The sequence below is a fragment of the Paraburkholderia sp. TE9906 genome, assembly GCF_056279605.1.
Map to the genome: position 1 here is coordinate 25,093 of NZ_JBWCCT010000011.1, position 26,995 is coordinate 52,087.

Sequence of the window (26,995 nt, forward strand, 5' to 3'; positions counted from 1 at the left end):
CGCGCAGCGGCGATCTATTCCGCTCGACACCGGCGCGCCCGTTCCAGCCGCGCGCCGGCTGCCGATACGTCAATTGGCGCTGCCTGCCGACGCGCCGCCACCGCTTGCCACGCTGCTGGCCGCCGCCGCTTTCGCGGCGAGCGCTTCCTTGCGCTGCTGAACCTGTTGCGCAAAGATCGGATTGACGTCCGGATACGATGCGTCGGTGATGTAGTCGAGGCCATTCTGCTGCGCCTCGATCAATTCCTGGTACACCTCGGCGCGTGTCTTGCCTTGCGCAAAAGCGCTCGACGAAGCAGCGAGAACGACGACGGACAAGGCGGCAAATGCGAGCTTCTTCATGATGGACTCCAATGAGTGTTGTGCGGGTTCGCATCAGGGAGAACCACGGCGTGGCGGCTTTTATTCCTGCATCGACAGCGCGAGAAAAACATATCTGGAAAGGGGAATAAAAGCCTGCGCATCGGGGTTTGCACGCGCGTTGAGTCGCGATCCGGCGGTCGCAGGAAAGCGCAAAGGACGTCGCACCGTTCGCTCATCGCGGGCGCCACGGCATCGAAAAATGACACACGGCATGCTTGCGTGGAATAAACCCACGCCTGCGCGTGTTCGCCCTCGTTAGCAGCACTCCGACCACCACCGACACCATGACCTCCACCGACGTCCCTCCCGACTCGCCGCTTTCCGAAGCCGACATCCAGGCCTACGCCGACGGCACCCTGACGCCGGAGCGCGCGGCCTCCCTGCGCGACTATCTCGGCAAAGACCCGGCGGAAGCGCGGCGGGTGGCGTTTTACGGCCGGCTGAACGCGCAGATCCAGCAGACCTTCCCCACCCCCGACGAGCCCGCGCCGCGCCCGGCCGACGGATCGCGCCGCGCGTTCGGGCGCGTGAACCCTGCGGGACGCCGGCGCAAACTGGTCGACGCACTGGTGGCGTTCGCGCTGACGCTGGCGGCCGCGAGCGGCTGGCTCGCTGCGACCCAGGTATCCGCCCAGTCGCTCGACAACGCCGCGGTGATGGCCCTGGCCGAAACGGCGGCGACGCCGTTTTCCGCGGCGTCGCCGACCCGCGCGGACCCGGCCGCGCCCGACCTCGGCGCGATCGGCCTGCGGCTGGTCGGGCAGCGCGTGCTCTCGCTTGGCCCATTGCAGCGCGCCAGCGAGTTCATCTATCTGAACGGCGACAACCAGCCGGTGGTGGTGGTATCGACGCTCGCGCTGCTCGCACCGGCGCAGCCGCAGTGGTCCGCGCGCCGCATCGGCGAGATCCGGCTGCTGAGCTGGACCGCGCAGCGCCAGCGCTTCGTGGTGGCGGGCGACGCCCGCACCCACGGACTGATGCGCGCCGCCGACGTGATGACCGCGCGATGATTCCGGCGGCGCGCCACGACTTTCGGGCACTGTAGGGGAATAAAATGCACTCACCCGTGTTTGCCATTCGAATGCGCCTGGCAGTCCACGCGACAGCCGCCGGCCCTATGCCCGATCGAAGCCCCTTCACCGGAACCGCGATCGGACCCACCATCGGGATCAAAAATGGATGTGCGTGACGAGTTGATGGAGCATGTGCCGCGCTTGCGACGCTATGCGCGAGCGCTGATCAACAATCGCGATCTCGCCGACGACCTCGTGCAGGACACGCTCGAACGCGCGCTCGGCCGCACCGGCATGTTCCAGCCCGGCACCGACCTGCGCGCGTGGCTCTTCACGATCATGCACAACGTGTTCGCCAATCAGGCGCGCAAGGCGTCGGCGCGCGCCGTGCACGTGGCCGTCGATGACGACAGCGTCGCCGAAAGCGAATTCGCGGTGCCGTCCGAGCAGACCCGTTCGCTGGAAATGCGCGACCTCGACTACGCATTGCAGCGTCTGCCGATGGAGCAGCGCGAAGTCGTGCTGCTGGTCGGTCTGGAGGAAATGAGCTATGCCGACGTCGCGCTCGCGCTGAACATCCCGATCGGCACGGTGATGTCGCGGCTGTCACGCGGACGCGAGCGGCTTCGGGCATTGATGGCGGGCGCGCAGCCCGGTGCGAAATTACAGGTGGTGCGATGAGCGACCAACAGATGCCGATTGGCGAAGAAGACCTGCACGCGTACGTGGACGGCACGCTGTCCGACGAACGCCGTGCCGACGTGGAGCGCGCGCTCGAACAGAACCCCGAGCTGACCGCGCGCGTCAGCGATTATTTTTCGCTGAACAACATGTTCCATGAGCGCTATGACCGCGTACTCAGCGAGCCCGTGCCGAAGCGCCTGCAAGCGAGCGCGCCGCGCCGCTCGCGCATTGCCGCCAACTGGCCGCAGTTCGCCGGCATGGCGGCGGCGCTGGTGTTGGGAATCGGCATCGGCTTCGGCACGCACATGGGGCAGGACGTCGTCGGGCCGGTGGCGATGGGTCGCTCGGACACGCGTCCGGTGAGCGCGGACAGCACCGAAATGTTCGCGCGGCAAGCGGCGCTCGCGCACGTGGTCTACATGCCGGCGATCGACCGGCCGAGCGAAATGAGCGCCGATCACGAACAGGATTTCGTGCAGTGGCTCGCCGACCGGCTCGGCACCAACGTGCATCCGCCGGTGCTGTCGAAGAGCGGCTTCAACCTGTCGGGCGGCCGCCTGTTGCCCGGCGCCGATGGGCCCACCGCGCAATTCATGTATCGCGGACCGAACGGTGAGCGCGTCACGCTGTGCATCTCGCATCGCAAGGTGAACTCGAACACCACCGCGTTCCAGTTGTATCAGTCCGGGCCGGTGAACGTGTTTTACTGGGTCGACGGCGATTTTGGCTACGCGGTGTCGGGCGGGATCGATCGCAAGCAGTTGTTGCAGCTCTCGCACGACGTGTACTCGCAGTTGACGGGGGCGGCGCCCGGTTGAGCCCGTTGAGCCCGTTGAGCCCGTTGAGCCCGTTGAGCCAGGTTGAGCCCGTTGAGCCCGTTGAGCCAGGTTGAGCCCGTTGAGCCCGTTGAGCCAGGTTGAGCCCGTTGAGCCCGGCGTGCCGTGCTGCTGGCCTGTCGTTAGTCTGCCTGTCCGCCGCCACGTTCGGACGACGCGGCGCGCGTCACGTCGTCCGGTCGCGCGATGCGAACAGCAGTTCGCGCGGTGTGACGCCGAGCAGGCGCCCCATCCAATGCGCCATATGACTCTGATGCGCGAAGCCCGTGTCCAGCGCGATCTGACTCGCGTTGAGCTTGCCCTGAAGCAGTAGCGTTTTCGCGCGCTCCACCCGCCGCTGCACCACGTACCGATGCACCGGCATGCCAAGCGTTTCGCGGAACAGCACCTTGAAATGCGGCACACTCAGATCAGCCAGCGCGGCCAGTTCGCTCAGCGTGAGACGCTGGTCCAGGTGCGCGTCGATAAACTCGATCACGCGTGCGGCCGTCCCCGGCGCGAGCGTGCGCCGCCTGTCGTCGAGCGTCGGCGCGCCGCCGATCAGACGCACTACCATCGCGGTGCACAGGCTCTCGGCGTAAAGCGGATCGGAAGCGTCGTCTGCTTCGAGCTCCGCGCGTAACGCCCATGCGAGATGCTGGAAACGCGGGTCGCGCATCTGGAACTGTGGACGCAGTTGTGCGCTGCCCGGCTTCAACGCCAGTTGTTCGACGGTTCGCTGCGCAAACTCTTCGCCGATCCACACGCTGAAAATCGTGCAGGCGGCGTCGTCGCTCCATTGCCCGTCGAGCCCTGCCGGAATCACATCCGCGTCACCGTGTGCCTGAATTCGCACGTGACGGCGTTCGTTGCACAGGCAGCGCGCCCTCACCGGTGCGCCGACATGCACGCCCACCCGATGATGTTTGAACGCCGGTATGCGGTGCAGGCCGGCCGACACGTTGAGCAGTTCCGCGCCGAAGCCCTGCCAGCCGAGGGTCTTGCTGGAGCGCAAGGCGATGCGGGAGCCACTGTGGGGTCGAAGTTGCGGTATCGGTGTCACAGCGTTCATGGCGTCCCTCGTGGATAGCGGCACAACGAACGTGCATTGTGCTGCGTTTTTCGTGGTCTCGCCCCGCGCTACGAAATTCGATAGGCGTTGCGCGCCGTGCTTCTGGAAAAAACAATCATCCGAATCTGCGCGGATCCATCCTTGCCTGCGCGCAGGCCGGGTGCCGCGTCCCTAAGATCACCGCATACCGATCGATCTTTCAGGGAGTGCGACGTGTTCGTGATTTTTGGAGCAGCCGGCCACGTGGGCTGGATGAGTGCGGCGGCCTTGCGTCGCGCGGGCCGCGAAGTGCGCGCAGTGGTTCGTCACGAAGAACAAGGCGGGCCGCTCGCGGCGATCGGCTGCGAGATCGCCGTCGCCGATCTGAACGACGCCGTGTCGGTGGCGCGTGCGATCGAGGGTGCGCATGCCGTGCAGATGCTATGTCCCCTGCCTCGAGCGCATGCCGATCCTGCGGCGGCGATGCGGAAGATGATCGATGCAAGTGTCGCCGCCGTGCGGGCCGCTGCGCCGCCGCGCGTGCTCGCGCTTTCCGACTACGGCGCGGAACATCCCGACCGCACGGGCATCACGACACTGTTCCATTACCTCGAAACGCAACTGCGCACCATCGACGCGCAACTGACGTTTCTACGTGCCGCCGAGCACATGCACAACTGGGCCCGCATGTTGCCGATGGCGCTCGCCAACGGCGTGCTGCCGAGCTTGCATCATCCACTGGACAAGCTGTTTCCGACTGTCGCCGCAGAGGATGTGGGTGTGCTCGCCGCCGAACTGCTGCTCGATACTTCCGCTCCGCAAACATCTCCGCGTGTCGTGAATGTTGAAGGCGATCGGCGCGTCAGCGCGCTGGACGTGGCGCGCACGCTTGCTGAAGTGTCGGGCCGGCCGGTTGTCGCGCAGGAAGTGCCACGTGGCGAATGGGCCACGGTGCTGCGGCACGCCGGGCTCGGCGATCATCACGCGCGCCTGATCACCGATCTGTACGACGCGCACAACGCGGGCCGCATCGATGTCGAAGCGGAGGTCAGCGAGCGGCGCTTTGGCGCGACGCCGCTCGCTCAGGTGTTGGCGGCGCTGCTGCCGGGCGCGAGCGCGGCGGCGGCGCGCTGAGCGGTCACCGCCACTGAAGGAGAGACAGCATGCAAAACTGCCCTTTGCTGCGCGCATCACTGCGCGACGCATCGCATGAGGCGGCGGCCTGCCGCACTTCATCGACGCGAGTGAGCCCAGCCGCACCCCCCTGGCTGACGATAGCGACGACGCTTGCCGGATGGATTGGCGGGCGCGCGTTGCGAGACCTGCTCAACGCGATTCCCGATAGCAATGACGATTTCGCTCTGTTCTGAAGCGCGGCGGCGCGATACGCGTGGTGCCGCTCCTTATTGCATCAGGCGATGCACACGCAAATGCAAACGCTACGCACGGCCGGCGGCACGCACTCCAATGCATTGCATCTGACCCACGCAACATCCCGACGAATCCGCTGCTACAACACCGGCGGCCAGCGTCCTAAGACAACCGCCAACCATCCTTCACTTATTCATTCTCGTCGAAGTAATGCCCGAACTTGAGCTGCTTCGTACGGATATAACGCTCGTTTTCCTCGCGCATCGGAATCGCCAACGCGACCCGCTCGCACACCGGAATGCCGTGCTTCGACAGCGTGTCGAACTTCTCCGGATTGTTGCTCATCAAGCGCACCGACGTGACTTTCAGCGTGCGCAGAATGCCCGCGGCCGAATCGTATTCGCGCGAATCGTCCGGCAAGCCGAGGTCGAGATTGGCCTCGACGGTGTCGCGCCCCTGCTCCTGCAACGCATACGCGCGAATCTTGTTCGACAGGCCAATACCCCGCCCTTCATGCCCGCGCAGATACAGCAGCACGCCGCAGCCTTCGGCCGCGATGTAGCGCAGCGCGAGGTCGAGTTGCTCGCCGCAATCACAACGATACGAGCCGAGCACGTCGCCCGTGAGGCACTCGGAATGCAGGCGCGTCAACACGGACGACTGATTGGCGACATCGCCCATCACGAGCGCGAGATGTTCGGCGCCGCTTTCGCACACGCGAAACACGTACGAGGTGAACGTGCCGTAGCGCGTGGGAAGCGTGGCGGTGGCGTCGAGAACGACGCACTCGCCGTTGATGGCGCCGTCTGCTGCGGGCGATGGATCGTGAGACGTGAGCATGGCGTTGGACAGTATTGCTGACATGAACCCGATCAAACCGGGGATAAGGGTTGGACTGGGAGTTTACCGCTAATCCGCACGGCGCACCCGGATGTCCGTGCGCGGTGCAAGGCGCGCGGCCAAACACGGACTGCGCCGACGCTACCCGAATTGAACGCGCGACGCGCCCCAGGTATTCCCGGAGTACCGCGCCGCCGCGTCGCGCCTATACTGGAATGGCCTGTCCCTCACGACAGCGCGCCGCACCGGCGCGCTGCACTGCGAAACGGAGCCGCTCCATGACAAGCGTTGCCCAGCTTCTTAAAACGAAACCGAACAACACCGGTGTCATCACGATCGGCGTCGACGATTCCGTCTACGAGGCGATCCGGTTGATGGCCGAAAAAAGCATCGGCGCACTGGTCGTGACGGACGGCGACAGCATCGCCGGCATCATCACGGAGCGCGACTACGCGCGCAAAGTGGTGCTGATGGATCGTTCGTCGAAGGCCACGCCGGTGCGCGACATCATGAGCAAGGCAGTGCGCTTCGTGCGTCCCGACCAGACCACGGAAGACTGCATGGCCTTGATGACCGAGCGCCGCATGCGCCACCTGCCGGTGATCGAGAATGACCGGCTGGTCGGCATGGTGTCGATCGGCGACCTGGTGAAGAACATCATCGCCGAGCAGCAATTCACCATTCAGCAGCTCGAGTTCTATATTCACGGCGAACGGCCCTGATGCATGCGGCATGCTGAATGCCGCGACGCTCCGAGCGCGCTTCCTGTTGCGTAAAACAACGCAAAAAAAGCCCAATCGTTGCAACGGTTGGGCGAAGCTACCTTGCGGCAGCGGAGGTTCTTTGAACGGGGAAACGCACCACGCGCGCTTCCATGCCGATGGGTGCGCGCAGCGCGGCAAAGGTGAATCGCGCGGCAACTGAATCACTTCGCGATGGTGTGCGGCCCATGAACCTCGACAGGACGCACGCCGCTGCGACGCCAAACGGCCTGGCCACGGCAGCGGGGCGGCTGCGATTGCACCTGCCCCGCTTCGCCCCGCTATCGGCCGGCCATGGCGGCCGGCCCTTCAACGCGGCTACTTGACCTTAGTTGCCGAAATACACCGACTTCGGTCCGGTCGTCGGCTGGAGCACGCCGCCCGCTTGCGACGAACCGCTCATCGGTGCACCGTAACCGCTCGTGTCGGCGACCGGCTGGGTCTGCGCGACGGCCGGGTTCTCAGCCTGTACACGGCGTTCGGCAGCCTGAATGTTGGCCGGATAGTTTGTGTCGTTGGTGGTCGCGGGGTTGTAGCCTGCGCGCTCCAACTGAATCAATTCGTTGCGAACATCCGCGCGGGTCACGGGTTCCTGACTCGATTGAGCGAACGAAACGACCGGGGCGGCAAGAACGGCTGCAATGGCGACTGCCTTGATAAGCGATTTCATGATGACTACCTCCAGACTTGTTTTAATTGCATCGCTTGCCACACCATGTGAGAAGCGAGTGATTTCAGTCTAGTCACCAGATCGTCGAGGGAAAACCCTTAATTTAGAGATACATAATTGCTGGATTCGCAAAAGAGCGCCGAAAATTGCAGGACGATGCGATTTACATTCCCGCGTTACGGTAATAATTGTCCGGGCCTTAAGCGAGGTGTTTGACGTTTTCAAAATAACGTCTGATCTGAGCAGTTTTTGCCACGACGCGCCGCGCCATCAGTCGAATTGACGCGTGCCTTTCATGCACCGGAATGTGGCATCAGAAGCAGCTTTCTCGGGCCACTGACGAACGCACTGCCGGGTTCGAAAAATCGCAGCGGCCGATGCATCTCGCGTGACAAGCCGATGCGCGTCGTCACGCCGATAGGTGTCTCCACTGTCTCTATCACGCCGATCCACAGACCACTTCCCGTACACAGGTCGCGGCCGTCGAACGACCGGCCGATGCCGAGCGCCATCGTGAGCCGGCCGGGGCCACGCGCGAGATCGCGTAGCGGCACGCCGGGACGCCGCGCTTCCATCTGCGGCAGGCCTTCGAGCGGTTCGATCGCGCGAAACAGGATGCCGGCGCCGACCTCGGGCTCTTCCGCCGACATGTTGAGCATGTACGACAGACCGTAGGTCAGACGCACATAGGCGTGGCCGGGCGCGAGGAACATCGCGCCGTTATGCGGACGGCGACCGATAAACGCATGGCTGGTCGAATCGCCGACCGGGTAGGCCTCCGTTTCGACAATCCGTCCGCTGATACGCCCCTCCGGCAGATCATGGACGAGATATTTGCCGATCATGAAGCGCGCCAGTTCGATCGTATCGACCGGAAGATCGTCACGCGTTAATGGCCGGATGGGCAGCAACTCATTTCGCATGCATTCGATTCCTGATTTTGAAGCAGGCGGCATAACAGCATTTAAGCGTTCACAAAGCGCGATTCCCGGTTTATTCCCAAAGGTTGGGATAAAACCGCCGCCACTTGAGAAGAATAGCGAGATCACACGCAAAACGGCCTGGCTAATCAGCGATACAACGCCATCGAAGTGTTTCCATCAACCGATTCGTTGTAGCAAAGCCTCATTTCGGGATAGCCCTCCTTCAACATGGCACTAATTGCTGTATCGTTCTCTCCGGCCTGTTGCACAGCCTTTTGCTGGCGCGGACGCGCTTGTCTTCGGTTCGCGCAAAATCGGCATACAGATTGAAAGCTTCCGCAGGACCTGCAGTTCGGTTCCATTCAGATTTGATTCCGATTCACTCGTTGGTGTAGCAAATCGTCCCCGTCCGGGGACTGCGTACTTATGACAATAGGAGAAAGTTGAATGAAAGCATTTCCGGCAATCAAGGTGATCGGCGGCGCGCTGATCGTTCTGGCGTCCATCAATGCCTACGCGCAAACCGCCGATGCCGCGTCCCCCGCGTCTGCGGCGCCGACCGCCAAGCAGACGAAGCAGGCTAATCGCGCGCTGCAACGCAAGGTCCGCAGCGCGTTGTCCAAGACGAAAGGCCTGAGCGTCTCGAACATCACCGTGCGCGCGCGCGGCGGCGACGTGACGCTGGCCGGTTCGGTGCCGGAAGCAGCGCAACTCGACATCGCCACGAACGCTGCGAAGTCGGTGGCTGGCGTGACGTCGGTGAAGAACGCGCTGACGATCCGTGCTGAAGGACAATAAGCAGATCGATCTGCGGTAACGCAACGAGCGGGCGCCAGTATCACTTCGCATGATATTGGCGCCGCGCCTGGCTCGAACCCCTATTCGTCCGTGCCGCGCAGGTGCGATTCGCCCGGCGCCCCGTGTCTTGCAGCGCAGCCGCTGCGCACGCGACATCCCCACTACGCGGTCCTGCGTAACAAAGTCCTGCTGCAAGAGAGAAGCCCCGTTTGCGCGCTGGCAGCCCGACCCTTGGGCAATGCGGCGAGCATCTGCAATGGGTTGACGCTGTCTGACACAACATCAGCCGGTCCGTTTAGATTATCCTTTATAATTTAATACGTTAGCGCGCATTGTTGATCAATTGGTTTAGCCTTTTACCAGCTTCGCCAGCTTTGCCAGCTCCGGGCGACGTGGATCGCCCAGCCACGAACACGCATGACAGGACGCACGAATGACCAAGCCCTCGACCGTTTTGCCTCGCTGGACCATTGCCGCGCCCTTCATCGCGTGGATCGTGCTCGGCGGCGCGTATGCGATGCCGGGCAATGCGCTGCTGCTCGCACTCGTGGGCGTGGCGCTGTGCGCGGCGGTCTTTACCGCGGTCCATCATGCGGAAGTGGTCGCCCATCGCGTCGGCGAGCCGTTCGGCACGCTGGTGCTGGCGGTGGCCGTCACCGTGATCGAGGTGGCACTGATCGTTTCGGTGATGCTGACCTCCGGCCCCGAGAAAGCCGGTCTGGCGCGCGACACGGTGTTCGCCGCCGTGATGATCGTGTGTAACGGGATCGTCGGCCTCTGCCTGCTGGTGGGCGGCATCCGCCATCTGGAGCAGGACTTTCAAAGCCGCGGCGCGGCCGCCGCGCTGGCGGTGCTCGCGTCGCTGTCCGTGCTGACGCTGGTCATGCCGAACTTCACGACAACCAACGTCGGCCCGATCCTGTCGTCGTCGCAACTGGCGTTCGCCGGCATCTCGTCGCTGGTGCTGTATTGCGTGTTCGTGTTCGTGCAAACCGTGCGTCACCGCGATTATTTCCTCGCCGGCGTGCCCGACGAAGACGTTCACGCCGCGCCGCCGAGCGTCGGCCTCGCGCTGGTGAGCGGCGGCCTCCTGCTGGTGTGCCTCGTCGCCGTGGTGCTGCTGGCGAAGGTGCTGTCGCCGGTCGTCGAGACCGCGGTGCAGAACGCGGGGGCGCCGCCGGCCGTGGTGGGTATCATCATCGCCGCGCTGGTGCTGCTGCCCGAAGGGCTTGCCGCCGTGCGCGCGGCGCGCGCCGACCGCTTGCAGAACAGTCTGAATCTCGCGCTCGGCTCGGCGCTGGCGAGTATCGGGCTGACCATTCCGACTGTGGCCGGCGTGTTTCTGTACACCGGTCAGCCGCTCGTGCTCGGCATCAACGGCAAGGAAACCGTGCTGCTCGCGCTGACGCTGGTGGTCGGCACCCTCACGCTGAGCACCGGCCGCACGACGATTCTGCAAGGCGCCGTGCACCTGTCGCTGTTCGCGGCGTATCTGTTCCTGTCGTTCGCACCCTGAGGCAGCGACAGGCAGGCGGCGGCCGACGGGCCGCCGTCCTACTCTTCCCAATGCGCGGCGATCCAGTCGCGAAACAGATTCAGCTTCTGCTGATGCGCAACAGAATCCGGATAAACGAAGTAGTAACGCCAGCCGGTCTTGAGCACCATCTCGAACGGACGCACGAGGCGCCGCGCGGCGACGTCCTCGTCGATTAGCGCGAGATCGCTGATCGCAACCCCGAAGCCCTGCAAGGCGGCGTTGGTCGCCATGTCGAGCGTATCGAAACTCGGGCCGTGTTCGGCGTCGACCACCTGGGCATCCGCGGCCTCTGTCTCGGCTATCCTGGCGAGCCACATCTTCCAGTCGCGATGATCGCGGGTCGGATGCAGCAGCGTGTGCCGCGCAAGATCCGCCACCTGCGCGAGCGGCTTGTCCTTGAGCAGGTCGGGCGCGCAGACCGGCGTCAGACGCTCCTCGAACAACGGCACCGCCTGCACGTCCGCACCGGGCGACGACGCATAGATGATCGCGGCGTCGAACGGCTCGCTCTGGAAGTCGACCGCGTGCTGCCAGGTCGTGGTGATCTGCACATGCAGATCGGGGTACTCGGCCTGGAAGCGCATGATCTTCGGCAGCATCCAGCGCATCACGCAGGTCGGCACTTTCAGCGCGAGATCCGTGCGTTGCCGCGTGAGGCGCAGCGAAATCTCCTCGATGCGGGCAAAGCTCTCCTTCACGGCCGGCAGCAGCATTTCGCCTTCGGCGGTCAGCGTCAGGCCTTTCGCGTGGCGCTTGAAGAGCGGAAACTTGTAGTAGTCCTCGAGCGCGATGATCTGCCGGCTGACCGCGCCTTGCGTGAGGCACAGGTGGTCGGCGGCGCGTGTGAAACTGCGGTGGCGCGCGACGGTTTCGAAAATCTGCAGCGCGTTGAGCGGCGGAAGACGTCGCATCGTGATATCCGGAATCAGAAAAAGTCATTGCTCGGGCGTCGCGGCGCGGGCCGCCGGCGTGTCCGTCAAGCCCACAGGATACGCGATCGGCACTCGCCGCACGAGAGGCCGGCAGGCAAACCCGCATGCGTTCGATGCATGGCGCCCCCGGCTGCGCGCGATCCACCGCGCATTCTGCACCGGCACGGGGCAACGCGCCGCACCGGCCGCACCAGAACCGAGCTTTCCTCATACCTCCGCGCGAGTCGGAGCATCGCGCAAAGCATGGACGTTAACCCGCATGCGCCGCTGTCGCGGCTCCGCCAGAGGTTGAGCCGATATCCGCACCACGATCACGCAAGCGCCTTCGCATGAGCTTACCTCATACCGCCCATGCGCATATTTCGTTTGGCGGGGGATTTTGGCAAACCTAGAGTGCATCCACACAGGACACACAACGCATCAGACACGCAGCGTGTGCCGACAAGAATGCAAACGGGCAACGCCAACAAGCGGCGCTCCAAACCGCAGCGGTCACAGCGACTATCACCAGCAACAGGCGTTCATCACAGGAGACCGCCATGCAAGAGATCAAACGGGCCAGAAGGCAGGTCATCAAAACGATCGGCGCGGCGTTGGCCGCGTCCACATTGCCGATGCCGTTCGTCAACCTGCGCGCCCAGGAGCAGAACTTCAGCGGCAAGACGCTGCGCCTGCTGACCTGGTCGGACGACACCGGCGCGGCCGCGCTGCGCAACATCGCCGCGAGCTTCACGGCCAAGACCGGCGCCAAGGTGATTGCCGATCGCGCCGACGGCACCTCCGGCATGGTCGCCAAAGTCAAGGCCGCGGGCGAGCGCCCCACTTACGACGTCATCACGCTCGCCGGCGTCGGCGCGGCGGGTCTCGGCGACGCAGGCCTGCTGATGAAGCCCGATCTCGACAAGCTGCCGAACCTCAAGGAAGTCGCGCCACAATATCGCACCGGCGCGAACGGCTTCGGCGTCGGCTATCTGTTGTGGTCGGACGGGCTGATCTACAACACGGCGACGGTCAAGACCGCGCCGACCTCGTATGAAGCGCTGTGGGACCCGAAGTACGCCGGCCGCATTTTCCTGCCGCCGCCTGAATGGGCCGAAGCGGTGGACCTCGCGATCATCGCCGCGAAGATGAACGGCGGCTCGCAGCAGAACATCGAGCCGGGCTTCAAGAAGCTGATGCTGCTGAAAGACCGCGTGATGACGCTCGGCGAGAACCCGAACCAGGTGGCCGACCTGTTCCGCACCGGCTCGCTCGACATCGGCGGCATCTATTCGCCGGCCTTTTTCCCCGACCAGATCCGCAAGCCCGAGTACAAGATGGGCGTGACCTACGGGATGAAGGAAGGCTTCGCCACGCAACTGATGTTCACGGTGATTCCGAAATCGCATCCGGGCGACAGCGACCTGATCCACGCGTTCATCAATCATTCGCTCGACGCGGGCGTGCAAGGCCGCATGGCCGCTGACGTGCTGAACGGCCCGGTCAATTCGAAGGCGGTGATTCCCGCCGTGAGCCGCGCGTTCGTGCCGAGCCCGCAGCAGATCGCCGAGAAAGCCGTGCTGCACGACGACAAGGCGCTCGCCGTGGTGCAGCCCGCCTGGATCAAGCGCTACACCGAAATCTTCTCGGCATGACAGCGATGCTCGCGCGCTTTTCGCGGCGTGCTTCGGCGGCATCGGGGCCGGCTTTGGAGCCGACGCCCGGCGCCGGCTTCAGCGGTCCCGAGCAGCCCGCCGCCACCGCCATGGCGAAGGCGCGGCCGTGGCTGCTGCTTACGCCGATCCTGCTGTTTCTCGCGCTGCTCGGCGCGGCCGCGCTGGTCGTGCTGCGCATGAGTTTCGGCACGCCGGGCCACGAATGGCGCGGCTTCACGCTGCAAAATTACGCGGACCTGCTCGACGGCTATTTCATGAAGTCGCTCTGGCTCACATTGCGGCTCGCGTTTCAAAGCATGATCTGTGCGGTCGCGCTGGCGATTCCGGTCGCGCTGGCCATGGCGCGCACGAAGTCGCGGCTCGCGCGCCGGCTGCTGCTCGCCGGCGTGCTGCTGCCGCTGCTCGTCAATCTGCTGCTGCAAGGCTATGGCTGGCTGATCATTCTCGGGCCGGCGGGTCTGCTCAATCACGCGCTGCTCGCGAGCGGCCTCGTCGAACGTCCGGTGATGTGGCTGTATCGCGAGCATGGCGTGTTGCTCGGCCTGATCCAGACCGCGTTTCCGCTTGCTGTGCTGCCGCTGTCGAGCGCCATGCGCGCGGTCTCGATCTCCTATGAGGAAGCCGCCGCGACGCTCGGCGCGACGCGCTGGCAAACGCTGCGTCACGTGCTTTTGCCGCTGGCGATGCCCGGCCTCGTGTCGGGTGCGCTGCTGGTGTTCGCCTACAACGCGAGCGCGTTCGCCGTGCCGCTGCTGCTCGGCGGACGGCGCGTGCCGATGCTCGCCGTGCTGGTCCACGACCAGGTCGCGCCGTTGCTCAACTGGCCAGCGGCGTCCGCCTCGGGTGTCGTGCTGATGATCGCCACGCTCGCGGTGATGGCGCTGTCGCAGCGCCTCGTGCGCCGCACCCAGCGTCTCTCAGGGGAGTCTCAAGCATGAGCACGCCGCTGCCCACTCCGCGTTTGCCGGCGCACTCGCCGCGTTTTCCGTTCCTGCCGCGTCTGCCGGACACGATGCCCGGCCAGCTCGGCCGCGCCACCGCCCTGCTCGCCGCGCTCGTGCTGTTCCTCGCCGCGCTGCCGATCCTCACGATGATCACGATGTCGTTCAGCGCGGCCGACACGCTCGAATTTCCGCCGCACGCGTTCAGCCTGCACTGGTATCGCGCCGCGTGGCACAGCTTCGTGTCGCCGGATGCGAGCGACTCGCTGTCGATGGGCGCCGCGTTGACCACGAGCCTCGTCGTCGCGCTCTCGACGATGCTGATCGCCACGCTCGTCTCGGTGCCGGCCGCCTACGCGCTAAGCCGCTACCGCTTTCGCGGCAAGCCCGCGGTCGAACAGCTGGTCGCGCTGCCGCTCGTCTATCCGCTGGTGATGCTCGGGCTGTCGCTGCTGCTGGTGTTCAACGTGCTGCCGGTCGAACTCGGCGTGTTCCGCCTGATCATCGCGCACGTGATTCTGGCCCTGCCGTTCACCGTGAAAAATTGCGCGGCCTCGGTCGCGTCGATCGGCCCGGAGTTCGAAGAGGCCGCCTGCGTGATGGGCGCAAGCCCCAGCCGCGCGCTCGTCGACGTGATCCTGCCGCTGATGCGCCCCGGCATTCTCGCCGGCATGCTGTTCGCGTTCATCGTCTCGTTTAACGAGTTCACGGTGACCTTCTTCCTGTACGGCATCGATACGATGACGCTGCCCGTGTGGCTCTACAGCCGCACGGTGTCGTCGCTCGATCCGACCGTGTTCTGTTTCGCCGTCGTCATCGTCGCGATCGACTTCGCGCTGATCTGGCTGCTCGAAAAGCTGATCGGCGACGAAGGGGTCGCACTGTGAACGCGCGCCCGACATCACTTTGCTGGAGCCTCCGATGACCCATCTGACCTTGCAGGCCGTGACCCGCCGCTTCGGCGCGGCGCACGCCGTCGACAACGTCGATCTGAGCGTGCCCGACGGCAAGCTGGTGTGTTTTCTCGGCCCGTCCGGTTGCGGCAAGACCACGCTGCTGCGGATGATCGCGGGCCTCGAAACGCCGAGCTCGGGCAGCATCCAGTTCGCCGGCCGCGACATCACGCGGCTGCCGGCCAATCAGCGCGACTTCGGCATGGTGTTCCAGTCGCTCGCGCTGTTTCCGCACATGACGGTCGCGCAGAACGTCGCGTATCCGCTGAAGCTGCGCAAGACCGGGAAGGATCAGCAGACGCGCCGCGTCGCCGAACTGCTGGAGCTGATCCAGTTGCCGCATATGGCGAACCGCCCGGTTACGCAACTCTCGGGCGGCCAGCGCCAGCGCGTGGCGATTGCGCGCGCGATCGCCTCGCAGCCGAAACTGCTGCTGCTCGACGAGCCGCTCTCCGCGCTCGACGCCAAGCTGCGCGAGGCGATGCAGGTGGAAATCCGCCTGCTGCAACAGCGCCTCGGCATCACGACGATCATGGTCACGCACGATCAGCGCGAAGCGATGACGATGGCCGATGAAATCGTCGTGATGGAAAAAGGCCGCATCGCGCAGGTCGGCAAGCCGCTCGACATCTATCGCGAGCCGGTCAGCGAGTTCGTGGCCGACTTCATCGGGCTCGGCAATATCCTGCCGGTCACATACGATGGCGCCGGCGGCGTGAGCCTGCCGGGCGGCCGGCGCATCGCGCTCGCGCCGGGCGCGCGCGTGCCGGAGTCCGGCACCGGCCTGCGTTTGCTGATCCGGCCGGAAGACATCTGCGTGAAGACCACGCCGGCAGCCGCCGACGACGCCCCGAACCGGCTCGCCGGCACCGTTACGTTCATTCGCGACGTAGGCGCCTCGCTCGAAGCGACCATCGACTGCGCGGGCTTCACGCTGACCGCCGCGACCACGCCGCGCGAAACGCCGGGGCTCACGCCCGGCTTGCCGGTGGTCGCGCAATTGCCACCGCACGCGTGCAAGCTGATCGCCGCGCGCTGAGTACACTCGCGCCGGGCCGCTTGCCGCCACCCATTCCAACACCAACGCTTCACACGCTTTCGACAGAGGACACATCATGAACCAGCGCCCCGTTGCCCACTCGACCACCCGCCGCCTGTTCGCCACGCTCGCCGCGACGCTCGCCTTCACCGCCGCCGGCGCACTGTGCGCGTTGCCGTCGGCCGCGCATGCCGACGCCCTCGACAACATCGCGAAGTCGGGCACGGTGCGCGTCGGCGTGTTCATGGACTATCCGCCGTTCGGCTCGATCGGTCCGGACATGAAGCCGATGGGCTACGACATCGACGTCGCGAACCTGATCGGCAAGACGCTCAACGCCAAGGTCGAACTCGTGCCGGTGACCGGCGACAACCGCATGGCCTACCTCGCCGACCATAAGGCCGACATGCTGCTGTCGGTCGGCCAGACGCCGGAGCGCGAAAAGGTGATCGACTTCTCGCAACCGTACGCGCCTTACTACCTCGCCGTGTTCGGCCCGAAGTCGCTGCCGGTGAAGAGCGCCGCGGACCTCGCCGGCAAGTCGATCTCGGTTGCGCGCGGCACGCTCGAAGACCTGAGCGTGACGAAGATCGCGCCGCCCAGCGCCAACATCAAACGTTTCGACGATCCGAACGGCGCAATTTCGGCGTTTCTTTCTGGTCAGGTACAGTTGATGGTGGTCGGCAACGACGTCGGCGCGACGATTCTCGCGCGTCACCCGGCGAACGATCCGGAGCAGAAGTTCTCGCTGTTCAGCTCGCCGGATCACGTCGGCCTGAACAAGAACGAGCCGCGTCTGAAAGCGAAAGTCGACGAGACGATTGCCAAGGCGCGCAAGGACGGCACGATGAATGCGATTTCGCAGAAATGGCTGCGCGCGCCGCTGCCCGCCGACCTTTAAACCCTTTGCGCGGAGTTTCGACCTCACGATGAGCGGCACCTCATGACCTATGCGTTCGATTTCAGCGGCTTCGACCTCTATGCGGGGATGCTCGTGCGCGGCGCCGCCGTCACCTTGGGGCTCACCGCCGTTTCGACCGTGCTCGGCGGCGTCGTCGGGATCGGCGGGGCGAGCATCGCGGTGGCCGGGCCGAAGTGGGCGCGCTGGCTGGTGGCAAGCTACGTCGAACTGATCCGCAACACGCCGTTCATCGTGCAGTTGTTTTTCGTGTTCTTCGGCTTGCCGAGTCTCGGCATTCACATCGACGAAATCCAGGCCGCGATTCTGGCGATGACCGTCAACCTCGGCGCGTACGCGATCGAGATCGTGCGCGCCGGCATCGATTCGATTCCGCGCGGCCAGGTGCAGGCGGCCCAGGCGCTCGGCCTGCACGGACGGCAGGTGTTCCGCCATGTCGTGCTGCCGCAGGCGATCGCCAACGTGTTCCCCGCGCTGCTGAGCCAGGTGCTGATCGTGATGCTCGGCTCTGCGGTGGTATCGCAGATCTCGGTGCCCGACCTCACCTATGCGGCCAACTTCATCCAGTCGCGCAACTTCCGCTCGTTCGAGAGCTACGTGATCATCACCGCGGTCTATCTGCTGATGTCGATCCTGTTGCGGCAACTCATCAACCGCTTTGGACGCGGCCTGTTCGCGGGCCGCACCGCGCGCGGCAACGACACTGCACCGCGTAGCTGGCGCAGCCGCCTGATGTGGCGCGGCACCCGCACCCTGCCGACGGAGCGCTGATCATGATCGAATTCACGCTGTGGGACATTGCCCGCAATCTGTTGCTCGCCGCCCGCTGGACCGTGCTGCTGTCGTTGATCGCGTTCGTCGGCGGCGGCGTGGTCGGGCTGCTGTTGCTCGCGATGCGCGTGTCGCCGATCGCGTGGCTGCGCCGCATCGTCGTGCTGTACGTGGAAGTGTTTCAGGGCACGCCGCTGCTGATGCAGCTGTTTCTGGCGTTCTTCGGCTTGCCGCTGCTCGGCGTCGATGTATCGCCCTGGGTCGCGGCGACCGTCACGTTGACGCTTTACACGAGCGCGTATCTGGTCGACATCTGGCGCGGCTGCGTCGAAGCGGTGCCGCGCGGCCAGTGGGCCGCGGGCGCGAGTCTCGGCATGACGTTCAGCCAGCAGTTGCGCTATATCGTGTGGCCGCAGGCGCGCAAGATCGCCGTCGCACCGACGGTCGGTTTTCTCGTGCAGGTGGTGAAGAGCACCGCGCTCGCGTCGATCATCGGCTTCACCGAGCTGACCAAGACCGGCACGATGATCACCAACGCGGCATTCCGTCCGTTCCCGATCTACGGCATGGTCGCGATGATTTACTTCGCGATGTGCTTCCCGTTGACGTGGTACGCACGCGTGCTCGAAAAGCGGCAGAAGATCGGGCAGCATCGCTGACATTGGCGGAGCGCTCCGCCCCCTGCCAATAGAAAAGCGGCAACCGTGCAGAACACGGTTGCCGCTTTTTTCGTCGATCGCGGCGGGTTATCGCCCCGCCGCAAAGGCTTAACGCGCCGCTTGCGTCGACTTGCGCAGCTTCGCCACTTCGGCCGCACTCACCGCCGGCGCGTCGTTGTTCCAGCCGGCCCGCACGAAGCTCAGCACGTCGGCGATCTGCTGGTCGTTGAGCACCGGCGCGAACTTCGGCATCGGGAACGCCGCGGGCACGCCGCCGATCACGAGATCGCCGGTGCCGTTCAACGTGACATTGATCAACGACGACGCGTCCTTCTCCAGCACGTTCGGATTGCCGGCCAACGGCGCCATCATCGGTGCGAAGCCGCGTCCGTCGGCGCCGTGACAGTGCATGCAATACGCCGTATAGACACGCGCGCCGGCATCGTTCGCGGGACGGTTCAACGACACCTTCGTCTTCTGCGGATCATACGCATACGGCACCGCGCCGCTGCCGCCCGCCGGCGGTAGCGACTTCAGGTAGCTCGTCATCGCGGCGATGTCGGCGTCGCTCATATGCTGCGTGCTGTTGTTGATCACGCTGGTCATCGAACCGAACGCCGACGCATGGCGATTCGCACCGGTCTTCAGGAATGCGTGCACGTCCTCATCGTTCCAGCGGCCCAGCCCGACATTGTGCTCGCCGGTCAGATTCGACGCGAACCAGCCGTCGAGCAGGCCGCCGGTCAGGAACGCGCTGCCGCTTTCATCGAGCGCCTTCTCCTGGAACGCGACGCCGCGCGGCGTATGGCACGAGCCGCAGTGCCCGAGGCCCTGAATCAGATACGCGCCGCGATTCCATGCGGCGTCCTTGCCCGGCTTGTCCTGATAGGCGCCCTTCTCCAGGAACGCCATGTTCCAGAACTTCAGCGGCCAGCGCATGTTCAACGGCCATTTGATGTCGGGCTCGCGGTTCGCCTGCTGCACCGGCGTCACGCCGCTCATGAAGAACGTGTAGAGCGCTTTCATGTCCTCGTCGTTGATCTTCGCGTACGACGGATACGGCATGGCCGGGTACAGGTTGTGGCCGTCTTTCGCGACGCCTTCGCGCATCGCCCGCGTAAAGTCCTCCTGCGTATAGCCGCCGATGCCGGTCTGCGGATCGGGCGTGATGTTGGTGGTGTAGATCTGCCCCATCGGCGTCGTCATCGGCAAGCCGCCCGCGAATGGCTGGCCCTTCGGCGCCGTGTGACAGGCCACGCAATCGCCGATCTTCGCCAGATAGGCGCCGCGTTGCAGCAGCGCCGGGTCCGCCGCATGCGCGGGCGTGGGCGCGGCCGCATGAGCCGGCGCTTGGGCGATGAACGGCAGCGCCACGCACAGCGCTGCGCTGAAACCCTTCAGTGTGTTTTTCATGGTCGGCTCCGGTCAGGCGGTTTGCAGTTGGCTGCCGACCGGCAATTGCCGCAGCCGCTTGCCCGTAGCCGCGAAAATCGCATTGGTCAACGCGGGCGCGAGCGCCGCCGTACCGGGTTCGCCGATGCCGCCGGGCGCCTCGCCACTCTTCACGATATGCACGTCGATCGGCGGCGTCTGGTCGATACGCAGCATGCGGTAGTCCGTGAAGTTGTTCTGCTCGACACGGCCGTCCTTGATCGTGATCTCGCTATAGAGCGCCGCCGTGATGCCGAAAATGATGCCGCCCTGCACCTGTGCTTCGATCGTATTCGGATTGACCACCATCCCGCAGTCCACCGCGCACACGACGCGTTTGACCGCGACTTCGCCCTGATCGACCGCGACGTCGACGACGATCGCAAAGAAGCTGCCGAACGCGTGCATCACGGACACGCCGCGTCCTTGCCCCTTCGGCAGCGCGCTGCCCCAACCCGCCGCCTGAGTCGCGACGTTGAGCACGTTCAACGCGCGCGGTGTTTTACCGAGCAGGTCCTGACGGTACTTGACCGGATCGATCTTCGCCTGCGCGGCGAGTTCGTCGATGAAGCTCTCCACCACGAAGGTGCCGCGCGTCGGCCCCACGCCGCGCCAGAAGGCGGTGGGCACCGCGTGCGGTTCCTGGCGCACATAGTCGACCAGCTGATTCGGCAAATCGTACGGCAGGTCCGACGCCACTTCGACGGCGTCGGGGTCGAGCCCGTTCTTGAACGCGGGCGGCGCGAAACGCGCCATGATCGACGAACCGACGATGCGGTGCTGCCACGCGACCGGCTTGCCGTTCGCGTCGAGCCCGGCCGAGATCTTGTCGTAGTAGTACGGCCGGTACATGTCGTGCTGGATGTCTTCTTCGCGCGTCCACAGCACCTTCACCGGCGTCGAGACCTGCTTGCCGACCTTGACCGCCTGCGTGACCATGTCGAACTCGAGCCGCCGACCGAAACCGCCGCCGATCAGATGGTTGTGCACGACGATCTTGTCGGCGGGCAGACCGGTGACCGCGACCGCCGCGTCCACCACGCGCGTCGGCACCTGCGAGCCGAGCCACACATCGCAGCCGTCGGCGCGCACGTGCACGGTGCAGTTGATCGGCTCCATCGTCGCGTGGGCGAGGAACGGTTGCTGATACACGGCATCGACGCGCGACTTCGCGTTGGAGAAGGCCTGGCCGACGTCGCCCTCCTTACGCGCGACCGCGCCGTTGCGCTGCGACGCGTCGGCGAGATCGCCGACGATCTGCTTCATCGAAATGTTCGCGCCCGCGCCTTCGTTCCACTTGATGTCGAGCGCCTGCAGACCGCGCCGCGCCGCCCATGTGTGATCGCCGATCACCGCGACCGCGTTGTCGATCTTGACGACCTGCCGCACGCCGGGGATTTTCCTCGCGTTGGTATCGTCGACGCTCGCCAGCGTGCCGCCGAATACCGGGCAATTCGCGATCGCCGCATAGACCATGTCGGGCACCCGCACATCCAGCCCGAACAGCGCGGTGCCGTCCACTTTCTCTGGCGAATCGAGGCGCTTCACCGGTGTGCCGATCAGCTTGAAATCCTTCGGGTCTTTGAGCGGCACGTTCTGCGGCACGGGCAGTTTGGCCGCGGCTTCCACGAGCTGGCCGTAGCCGATGCTGCGATTGCTGGCCGAATGGATCACCTGGCCGCCCTGCGCGTGGCAGCTCGCAGGCTCGACCTGCCACTGCTGCGCGGCCGCGTCGACCAGCATGACGCGCGCGGTCGCGCCGGCGCGGCGCATCGGCTCCCAGGCAAAGCGGATCGACGTCGAACCGCCGGTGAGCTGGCCGCCGAGCAGCGGGTCCATGAAGAGCTTTTCGTTGGGCGGCGCGTGATCGAGCGTGACCGCATCGAGCGGCGTTTCGAGTTCTTCGGCGATCAGCATCGGGATCGACGTATAAACGCCCTGGCCCATCTCGACTTTTGGAATCACGAGCGTGACCTTGCCCGCCGTATCGATCTGGATGAAGGCGTTCGGCGCGAACACGCCGCTTTGCGGCGTTTCGACCGCATCGCCGCCGACCACCGATTTACCGCCCTTCTGATCCTGGCTCGCGGCCGGCAGGCTGAAGCCGAGCAGCAAGCCGCCGCCGGCCGCCGCGCCGACCGTCACGCCAAATTTCAGAAACGTGCGGCGCGAAATGCCACCCGCGCCACTTTGCGAGGCCCCCGCGCCGTTCTGTGCATCGAGCAATCCCTGAGACATCTCACACCCCCTTCGCGGCTTGCTTGATCGCCGCGCGGATGCGGTTGTACGTCCCACAGCGGCAGATGTTGCCGGCCATTGCGGCGTCGATATCCGCGTCGGAGGGATTGGGGTTGCTCGCGAGCAGCGAAGCCGCCGACATCACCTGCCCCGACTGGCAGTAGCCGCATTGCACGACGTCCAGTTGCCGCCATGCCTGCTGCACCTTCTGCCCCGCGGGCGTGTTGCCGACCGCTTCGATCGTGACGACCTTGCGCTCGCCGACCGCCGCCGCCGGGAACACGCACGAGCGCACCGCGACGCCGTCGAGATGCACGGTGCACGCGCCGCATTGAGCGATGCCGCAACCGAACTTGGTGCCGGTCAGGCCGACGAGATCGCGCAGCACCCACAGCAAGGGCATGTCGGGTGGCGCGTCGACGGTATGGGTCTCACCGTTGATGTTGAACGTTGTCATGTACGGCTCCGAGTGGGGTTTATTGTTTGTGAGGCTATTTAGACAGAGGCGGCGAACCAAAACGTAAAGAATTGTCGTGGTTATTCGACGAGCCAAACTAATATGCGATGTGACTCGCCTGGCAATCGGCCTGCGGATGCGAACGGCAGATGATGCGGCGCGCATGCGCCGGAACGGACCGGTAAATTGTAGCCGCGTAAAAAGAAGTTCGCCGTGTAGCCGGCCACGCTGCGTTACGGCATGCGGCCTTCGCCGGCGCAGAATGCGTACTTGAAACGGGAGTGGAATCGATGCGTTAGTATCGGCGCATCCACACGAGCGGACGCGTCTTGCACGAACATGCGGTGCGCCGCTCAATCAACGGCGGACGATTTTGTTAGCATGAGCCGATTGCCGGCGCGATCCGGCCAGACCCTCCGAAGGAGCAGCACAATGAACGACCAGCAATGCACTCAATTCCTCTCGGACATTCGCCGACCCCTCCTCTCGCTGCACAAGGCCATTCTCGATCACGAACGCGCGGCATATGAGAAGGAATTCGGCCCGGTGACGCCCGCGGCCTTTCTGCAAGTGCTGATCAACGGCTCGGGGTTTCGCTGGCTCACGCCGTTGTCGACGGTCATTGCCAGCGTCGACGAAATTCTCGACGACAAGGAAGCCGACGCGACCGATCGGCTCGCCGCAGCGGAAGCGGTGACCGGCCTGTTCTCGCCCGATCAGCCGAACAACCAGTTCCTGCCGCGCTACCTGCCGCTGTTGCAGGCCGATCCGGCGATCCTGCATCACCACGGCCAGGTGTCGCAGCTGTTGCGCGGCGTTCAGGCGAAGTAAGAGACACGAGGCGGCAGTACGGCGGCGCATCACATCGACTCGACTCACGATGATCGCGCCGCCGACTCCCGAATTTCCTCACCGTTGAAAAGCGGCCTTTCGAACGACGCAATGCTGTCCATTCGAACACGGCCTGCGCTTGCACCCGATCGATTACTTCGTGCTTCGGTCCCCGGCCTTAAAAATACCCCCCGTTTCAAGCCAATTTCTGCCCGATTCGTAAGAGTGCGGGTTGCAAACGCCGTTGGCTGATCATTCAAACATTGCCGTAATCGCACCATCTGCGAATTTGCCTGGTTTTGCTGAACAAAACAAAGGTGAGCTTCTGCGGGAGCCATTCGCTGCCGCCTACGAAAAGGCGCGCTGCACGTTCGACGTTCCCCTGCTAAGGTAAGCAGACCTTCTTTGCGACGCCCATCGCCATGCAAACCTGGCCGCTCCCCGAAAGCTATACGTTCCGCGATCAAACCGTGCGCTATGGCGTCACCGGCAACGGTCCGCCGCTGGTGCTGGTTCACGGCACGCCGTTCTCTTCGTATGTGTGGCATCGCATTGCCGCGCATCTCGCGCTGACGCGCACGGTCCATTACTACGATCTGCTCGGCTATGGACAATCGGAGCAGCGCGACGCACAGGACGTGTCGCTCGGAATCCAGAACGTGTTGCTCGCGGAACTGCTCGCGCATTGGAAGCTGGAGAAGCCGGACGTCGTCGCACATGATTTCGGCGGCGCGACTTCGCTACGCGCGCATCTGCTGAACGGCTGCGAGTACCGTAGTCTCACGCTGATCGATCCGGTCGCGGTTGCGCCATGGGGTTCGCCGTTCGTGCGGCATGTGCGCGAACACGGCGACGCGTTCGCCGGGCTGCCGCCTTATATCCACGAAGCGGTGGTGAAAGCGTATGTGCGCGGCGCGATCGCCCGCGAGATCCCGGACGATGAACTCGCGCCTTACGTGACGCCGTGGCTCGGCGCCACGGGACAAGCGGCCTTCTACAGGCAGATCGCGCAGATGGACCAGCGCTACACCGACGAAGTCGAAGCGCGTTATGCGCAACTGCGCTGTCCGGTGCAGATTCTGTGGGGCGAGAAAGACCAGTGGATACCGCTCGAACGCGGCCGCCAGCTGGCCGCCGCGATTCCGTCCGCGCGCTTTCAGACGGTGCCGAACGCCGGCCACCTGATGCAGGAAGACGCGCCGGAGGCGATCGTCGCCGCGGCGCTGCGCTGGTTCGTCTGACGGCGCGCGAGCGGTCCGTGCCCGTTAGCCGCGCCCTTGTGGGAGATACGGCAGCGGATCGATCGGCTTGCCGTCGTGGCGCAACTCGAAACCGACGGACACGCGCGAGTTGTTTTCGTCGCCCATCTCCGCGATCTGTTGTCCTTGCCGCACGATGTCGCCGATCTTGACCAGCAGCTTGCGGTTATGCGAGTACGCGGTCAGAAAGTCCTTGTTGTGCTGGACGATGATCAAGCTGCCATAGCTGTTCAAGCCTGTGCCGGCGTACATCACGCGGCCGTCGGCGGCGGCGCGCACCGGGTCGCCCGGCTTGCCGCCGATCTCGATCCCGCGCGTTTCGCCCGGCTGGAATGCTTCGACCACGCGGCCGCCCGCGGGCCACGCCAGCGCGACGCCATTCGCGTGCCGGGTGGTTTGCTGCATGACTTCGCGCGCCTGTTCGGCGGTGGGCGAGCGTGCCGTGGACGGGTTCGCGGTGGACTGCGCCGGGCCCGGCGCCGCTGCTTGCTGCGCCGCCGAAGCCGAAGCAGCCGGTGCGGAACTCGAAGCGGAACCCGCGGCGGCTTTCGCAGCCAACGCCGCCTTCGCATTGGCCGCATTGGCCGCATTGGCGGCATTGGCGGCATTCACCGCCCGCACCGTTTCCGGCGACGCGACATGCAGCACCTGCCCCAGCTTCAGCCGCGACGATGCCTTCAATCCGTTCCACGTCTGCAACTGTTTGACGCTGCAATGATGATGCTGCGCGATGCGCGACAGCGTATCGCCACGCTTGACCCGATAGACTAGCGGCGGCGACTTCCTGAGCGACGCACCCTCGTCGCCGCTCATCGCGACAGGCGTGCCCGCTGACGCGGCATTGGAAGCCGACGCGGCTACGCCAGCCGGCACGCCGGACGCAGCCGCCGGGCTCACCGCCACGCCGTTCTGCGCGTCCTGCTGCCCCACATTCGCACAACCACTCACTGCCAGCGCGACCCACACGCCGGCCAGGCTGGCCATCATCGTTCTGTCGAAACGCCTCGTCATCTTTGTTCGACTCCTGCCTTATTCATGGGCGGGCCGGATGCCGCCATGTCGCCTGCAATGCGCGCGGTCTTACGCTGCGCGGCCTGCTTCGCGACACGGCGAGGCCGCCTCGTGCGACGCTCATCCTGTGCCCTGCCGACCAACCCCACCTTGACGCTGACCGGAACAGCCGGTCTCGAGCGCGAAGGGCCAGATTGCTGATCAAAATTCCAGCGGAATTGTAAAGGGCGCTTTAACAAAAACGTCTCTTCACGAACACTCTGATACAAACATTACTCACGTATTTCCGGGACGCGTTGGCACCCGCCATGGTGTGTGCAGCGGCGAACTCCTTTCGAGTACACGGCGGCGTCGCGTCCGCGGTCGCCGGCGACGGGTTGCGCGCGGGTATGCGCGGACCGAACACGTCCGATTTGCCTCGCTCGTGGGAATGACCACCGGAGCACGCATCGCGATGCGCGGCAATCGCGCCATCGCGCGTCGTGTCCCGTGATCCGACGATCACCTTTGCCTTAACGGCAGGTCGCCGCCGGAACTTGAATCGCCGTGAGTCGCAGCGGCGAGCGCGGAGCGCAGAATGCGTCCGCAAGTGGAGAGGCGGCCGTCGGCATCGACGAACTCGCCTGACTTCGATGATGAAGCGTGGGCACTAGCTGTAGTACTCTCCCGCGTACTTCACATACCCCACCGGATGATGCGTGAAGTGAAGCACCGGCAGGACGGGATTCGAATTGTCGGCGGTCGGATAAGCGCTGGCTTCGGAGATATATTCGCCTTGCGCTTCGATCGGCTGCCCCGCCTGGAGGCCGGGGATTTCCTGCGCCAGTCCCTCGTTGTCGCCGAAACGCACGGCGACGAAGACCTCCGTGCCCACCAGATTTTGCGTCCCGCCCTCGAACTTCAGCACCTTGTCGACCCTGATGACGAAGTGCTGGTGATTGGCGCCGTGGTGATTATCAGGGCTGTCGAACACCTTGGCGATCGTGCCTTGAACGCACGCGAGCGGCGCGCCCAGCGAATGCACATAACGATGATGCGGAAGTATCTGTGTCGCGCGATTACTCATGAAGTCT

Annotated in this window: 28 protein-coding genes; 17 read left to right on the forward strand and 11 right to left on the reverse strand. The window is 64.8% G+C overall.

The window, feature by feature from the left end; all coding sequences use genetic code 11:
• Nucleotides 1–69: 69 nt before the first annotated feature.
• Nucleotides 70–342 (reverse strand): DUF4148 domain-containing protein, encoded by a 273-nt coding sequence (locus tag ACZ9H4_RS26385; protein WP_408148345.1) that lies wholly within the window; start codon nucleotides 340–342, stop codon nucleotides 70–72.
• A gap of 305 nt (nucleotides 343–647) precedes the next feature.
• Here ACZ9H4_RS26385 and ACZ9H4_RS26390 point away from each other — a divergent pair, with 305 nt between their 5' ends.
• The 3 genes from ACZ9H4_RS26390 to ACZ9H4_RS26400 all read left to right on the forward strand — a co-directional run bounded on the left by ACZ9H4_RS26390 (nucleotide 648) and on the right by ACZ9H4_RS26400 (nucleotide 2,878).
• The gene (locus tag ACZ9H4_RS26390; protein ID WP_408148347.1) at nucleotides 648–1,373 is read left to right on the forward strand and encodes an anti-sigma factor family protein; all 726 of its coding nucleotides are present in this window, start codon (nucleotides 648–650) and stop codon (nucleotides 1,371–1,373) included.
• Nucleotides 1,374–1,538: 165 nt separating this feature from the next.
• A complete protein-coding gene (locus tag ACZ9H4_RS26395) occupies nucleotides 1,539–2,057 on the forward strand; it encodes a sigma-70 family RNA polymerase sigma factor (RefSeq protein WP_408148349.1) in 519 nt (172 codons plus the stop codon).
• Nucleotides 2,054–2,878, forward strand: coding sequence for an anti-sigma factor family protein (locus ACZ9H4_RS26400; RefSeq protein WP_408325916.1), 825 nt, complete (start codon nucleotides 2,054–2,056; stop codon nucleotides 2,876–2,878). The genes ACZ9H4_RS26395 and ACZ9H4_RS26400 overlap by 4 nt, the downstream gene beginning before the upstream one ends.
• 184 nt (nucleotides 2,879–3,062) lie before the next feature.
• Here the strand turns inward: ACZ9H4_RS26400 and ACZ9H4_RS26405 are convergent, their stop codons facing one another.
• Nucleotides 3,063–3,947, reverse strand: coding sequence for a helix-turn-helix domain-containing protein (locus ACZ9H4_RS26405; protein ID WP_476121631.1), 885 nt, complete (start codon nucleotides 3,945–3,947; stop codon nucleotides 3,063–3,065).
• A 213-nt stretch (nucleotides 3,948–4,160) separates the two neighbouring features.
• On the opposite strand from ACZ9H4_RS26405, the gene ACZ9H4_RS26410 reads away from it, so the two are divergent.
• Together ACZ9H4_RS26410 and ACZ9H4_RS26415 are read left to right on the forward strand one after the other, a co-directional pair.
• On the forward strand, nucleotides 4,161–5,060 hold the full coding sequence (locus ACZ9H4_RS26410) for an NmrA family NAD(P)-binding protein (RefSeq protein WP_476121633.1): 900 nt from the start codon (nucleotides 4,161–4,163) through the stop codon (nucleotides 5,058–5,060).
• Between the two features lie 29 nt (nucleotides 5,061–5,089).
• The gene (locus tag ACZ9H4_RS26415; RefSeq protein ID WP_408148357.1) at nucleotides 5,090–5,296 is read left to right on the forward strand and encodes a hypothetical protein; all 207 of its coding nucleotides are present in this window, start codon (nucleotides 5,090–5,092) and stop codon (nucleotides 5,294–5,296) included.
• A gap of 190 nt (nucleotides 5,297–5,486) precedes the next feature.
• Here the strand turns inward: ACZ9H4_RS26415 and ribA are convergent, their stop codons facing one another.
• Nucleotides 5,487–6,137, reverse strand: a complete 651-nt coding sequence (gene ribA / locus ACZ9H4_RS26420) for a GTP cyclohydrolase II (RefSeq protein ID WP_042328071.1) — start codon at nucleotides 6,135–6,137, stop codon at nucleotides 5,487–5,489.
• Nucleotides 6,138–6,415: 278 nt separating this feature from the next.
• On the opposite strand from ribA, the gene ACZ9H4_RS26425 reads away from it, so the two are divergent.
• Nucleotides 6,416–6,859 carry a CBS domain-containing protein gene (locus ACZ9H4_RS26425; protein ID WP_175163344.1) on the forward strand — a complete coding sequence of 148 codons (444 nt, stop codon included), beginning with the start codon at nucleotides 6,416–6,418 and terminating at the stop codon, nucleotides 6,857–6,859.
• A gap of 367 nt (nucleotides 6,860–7,226) precedes the next feature.
• On the opposite strand, the gene ACZ9H4_RS26430 is transcribed toward ACZ9H4_RS26425, so the two are convergent.
• Nucleotides 7,227–7,568: a DUF4148 domain-containing protein gene (locus ACZ9H4_RS26430; RefSeq protein ID WP_408157716.1), complete on the reverse strand. Its 342-nt coding sequence runs from the start codon at nucleotides 7,566–7,568 to the stop codon at nucleotides 7,227–7,229.
• A gap of 293 nt (nucleotides 7,569–7,861) precedes the next feature.
• Entirely contained in the window at nucleotides 7,862–8,491 is a 630-nt protein-coding gene (locus tag ACZ9H4_RS26435) for a DNA-3-methyladenine glycosylase (protein WP_476121797.1), read from the reverse strand.
• Nucleotides 8,492–8,938: 447 nt separating this feature from the next.
• On the opposite strand from ACZ9H4_RS26435, the gene ACZ9H4_RS26440 reads away from it, so the two are divergent.
• Together ACZ9H4_RS26440 and ACZ9H4_RS26445 are read left to right on the forward strand one after the other, a co-directional pair.
• Nucleotides 8,939–9,289 carry a BON domain-containing protein gene (locus tag ACZ9H4_RS26440; RefSeq protein WP_408148362.1) on the forward strand — a complete coding sequence of 117 codons (351 nt, stop codon included), beginning with the start codon at nucleotides 8,939–8,941 and terminating at the stop codon, nucleotides 9,287–9,289.
• Between the two features lie 433 nt (nucleotides 9,290–9,722).
• Nucleotides 9,723–10,805, forward strand: coding sequence for a calcium:cation antiporter (locus tag ACZ9H4_RS26445; RefSeq protein ID WP_476121637.1), 1,083 nt, complete (start codon nucleotides 9,723–9,725; stop codon nucleotides 10,803–10,805).
• 38 nt (nucleotides 10,806–10,843) lie between these two features.
• On the opposite strand, the gene ACZ9H4_RS26450 is transcribed toward ACZ9H4_RS26445, so the two are convergent.
• Nucleotides 10,844–11,737, reverse strand: a complete 894-nt coding sequence (locus ACZ9H4_RS26450; protein ID WP_408157712.1) for a LysR substrate-binding domain-containing protein — start codon at nucleotides 11,735–11,737, stop codon at nucleotides 10,844–10,846.
• 560 nt (nucleotides 11,738–12,297) lie between these two features.
• On the opposite strand from ACZ9H4_RS26450, the gene ACZ9H4_RS26455 reads away from it, so the two are divergent.
• The 7 genes from ACZ9H4_RS26455 to ACZ9H4_RS26485 all read left to right on the forward strand — a co-directional run bounded on the left by ACZ9H4_RS26455 (nucleotide 12,298) and on the right by ACZ9H4_RS26485 (nucleotide 18,695).
• Nucleotides 12,298–13,392, forward strand: a complete 1,095-nt coding sequence (locus ACZ9H4_RS26455) for an ABC transporter substrate-binding protein (RefSeq protein WP_408157710.1) — start codon at nucleotides 12,298–12,300, stop codon at nucleotides 13,390–13,392.
• A 5-nt stretch (nucleotides 13,393–13,397) separates the two neighbouring features.
• Nucleotides 13,398–14,351: an ABC transporter permease gene (locus ACZ9H4_RS26460; protein WP_408325930.1), complete on the forward strand. Its 954-nt coding sequence runs from the start codon at nucleotides 13,398–13,400 to the stop codon at nucleotides 14,349–14,351.
• On the forward strand, nucleotides 14,348–15,241 hold the full coding sequence (locus ACZ9H4_RS26465; RefSeq protein WP_408325901.1) for an ABC transporter permease: 894 nt from the start codon (nucleotides 14,348–14,350) through the stop codon (nucleotides 15,239–15,241). The genes ACZ9H4_RS26460 and ACZ9H4_RS26465 overlap by 4 nt, the downstream gene beginning before the upstream one ends.
• A gap of 34 nt (nucleotides 15,242–15,275) precedes the next feature.
• Complete coding sequence (locus tag ACZ9H4_RS26470) at nucleotides 15,276–16,346, forward strand: ABC transporter ATP-binding protein (protein WP_476121640.1); 1,071 nt, start codon at nucleotides 15,276–15,278, stop codon at nucleotides 16,344–16,346.
• Between the two features lie 76 nt (nucleotides 16,347–16,422).
• Nucleotides 16,423–17,247 (forward strand): transporter substrate-binding domain-containing protein, encoded by an 825-nt coding sequence (locus ACZ9H4_RS26475; RefSeq protein WP_476121642.1) that lies wholly within the window; start codon nucleotides 16,423–16,425, stop codon nucleotides 17,245–17,247.
• Between the two features lie 42 nt (nucleotides 17,248–17,289).
• Nucleotides 17,290–18,036 carry an amino acid ABC transporter permease gene (locus tag ACZ9H4_RS26480; RefSeq protein ID WP_408157706.1) on the forward strand — a complete coding sequence of 249 codons (747 nt, stop codon included), beginning with the start codon at nucleotides 17,290–17,292 and terminating at the stop codon, nucleotides 18,034–18,036.
• A gap of 2 nt (nucleotides 18,037–18,038) precedes the next feature.
• Nucleotides 18,039–18,695, forward strand: a complete 657-nt coding sequence (locus ACZ9H4_RS26485; protein WP_408148377.1) for an amino acid ABC transporter permease — start codon at nucleotides 18,039–18,041, stop codon at nucleotides 18,693–18,695.
• Nucleotides 18,696–18,803: 108 nt separating this feature from the next.
• On the opposite strand, the gene ACZ9H4_RS26490 is transcribed toward ACZ9H4_RS26485, so the two are convergent.
• The 3 genes from ACZ9H4_RS26490 to ACZ9H4_RS26500 are packed head-to-tail and all read right to left on the reverse strand — an operon-like array spanning nucleotide 18,804 to nucleotide 22,821.
• Nucleotides 18,804–20,108, reverse strand: coding sequence for a c-type cytochrome (locus ACZ9H4_RS26490; RefSeq protein WP_408148379.1), 1,305 nt, complete (start codon nucleotides 20,106–20,108; stop codon nucleotides 18,804–18,806).
• Between the two features lie 12 nt (nucleotides 20,109–20,120).
• Complete coding sequence (locus tag ACZ9H4_RS26495; protein ID WP_408325892.1) at nucleotides 20,121–22,364, reverse strand: xanthine dehydrogenase family protein molybdopterin-binding subunit; 2,244 nt, start codon at nucleotides 22,362–22,364, stop codon at nucleotides 20,121–20,123.
• 1 nt (nucleotide 22,365) lies between these two features.
• Nucleotides 22,366–22,821, reverse strand: a complete 456-nt coding sequence (locus ACZ9H4_RS26500; protein WP_408148384.1) for a (2Fe-2S)-binding protein — start codon at nucleotides 22,819–22,821, stop codon at nucleotides 22,366–22,368.
• A 432-nt stretch (nucleotides 22,822–23,253) separates the two neighbouring features.
• Between ACZ9H4_RS26500 and ACZ9H4_RS26505 the strand changes: the two genes are divergently transcribed.
• Together ACZ9H4_RS26505 and ACZ9H4_RS26510 are read left to right on the forward strand one after the other, a co-directional pair.
• A complete protein-coding gene (locus ACZ9H4_RS26505) occupies nucleotides 23,254–23,652 on the forward strand; it encodes a hypothetical protein (protein WP_408148386.1) in 399 nt (132 codons plus the stop codon).
• A 422-nt stretch (nucleotides 23,653–24,074) separates the two neighbouring features.
• Entirely contained in the window at nucleotides 24,075–24,893 is an 819-nt protein-coding gene (locus ACZ9H4_RS26510) for an alpha/beta fold hydrolase (protein WP_408148387.1), read from the forward strand.
• A gap of 24 nt (nucleotides 24,894–24,917) precedes the next feature.
• Here ACZ9H4_RS26510 and ACZ9H4_RS26515 read toward each other — a convergent pair whose 3' ends face one another.
• Together ACZ9H4_RS26515 and ACZ9H4_RS26520 are read right to left on the reverse strand one after the other, a co-directional pair.
• On the reverse strand, nucleotides 24,918–25,922 hold the full coding sequence (locus ACZ9H4_RS26515; RefSeq protein WP_476121646.1) for a peptidoglycan DD-metalloendopeptidase family protein: 1,005 nt from the start codon (nucleotides 25,920–25,922) through the stop codon (nucleotides 24,918–24,920).
• 649 nt (nucleotides 25,923–26,571) lie between these two features.
• Nucleotides 26,572–26,988 (reverse strand): hypothetical protein, encoded by a 417-nt coding sequence (locus tag ACZ9H4_RS26520; RefSeq protein ID WP_408157697.1) that lies wholly within the window; start codon nucleotides 26,986–26,988, stop codon nucleotides 26,572–26,574.
• Between the last annotated feature and the right edge of the window lie 7 nt (nucleotides 26,989–26,995).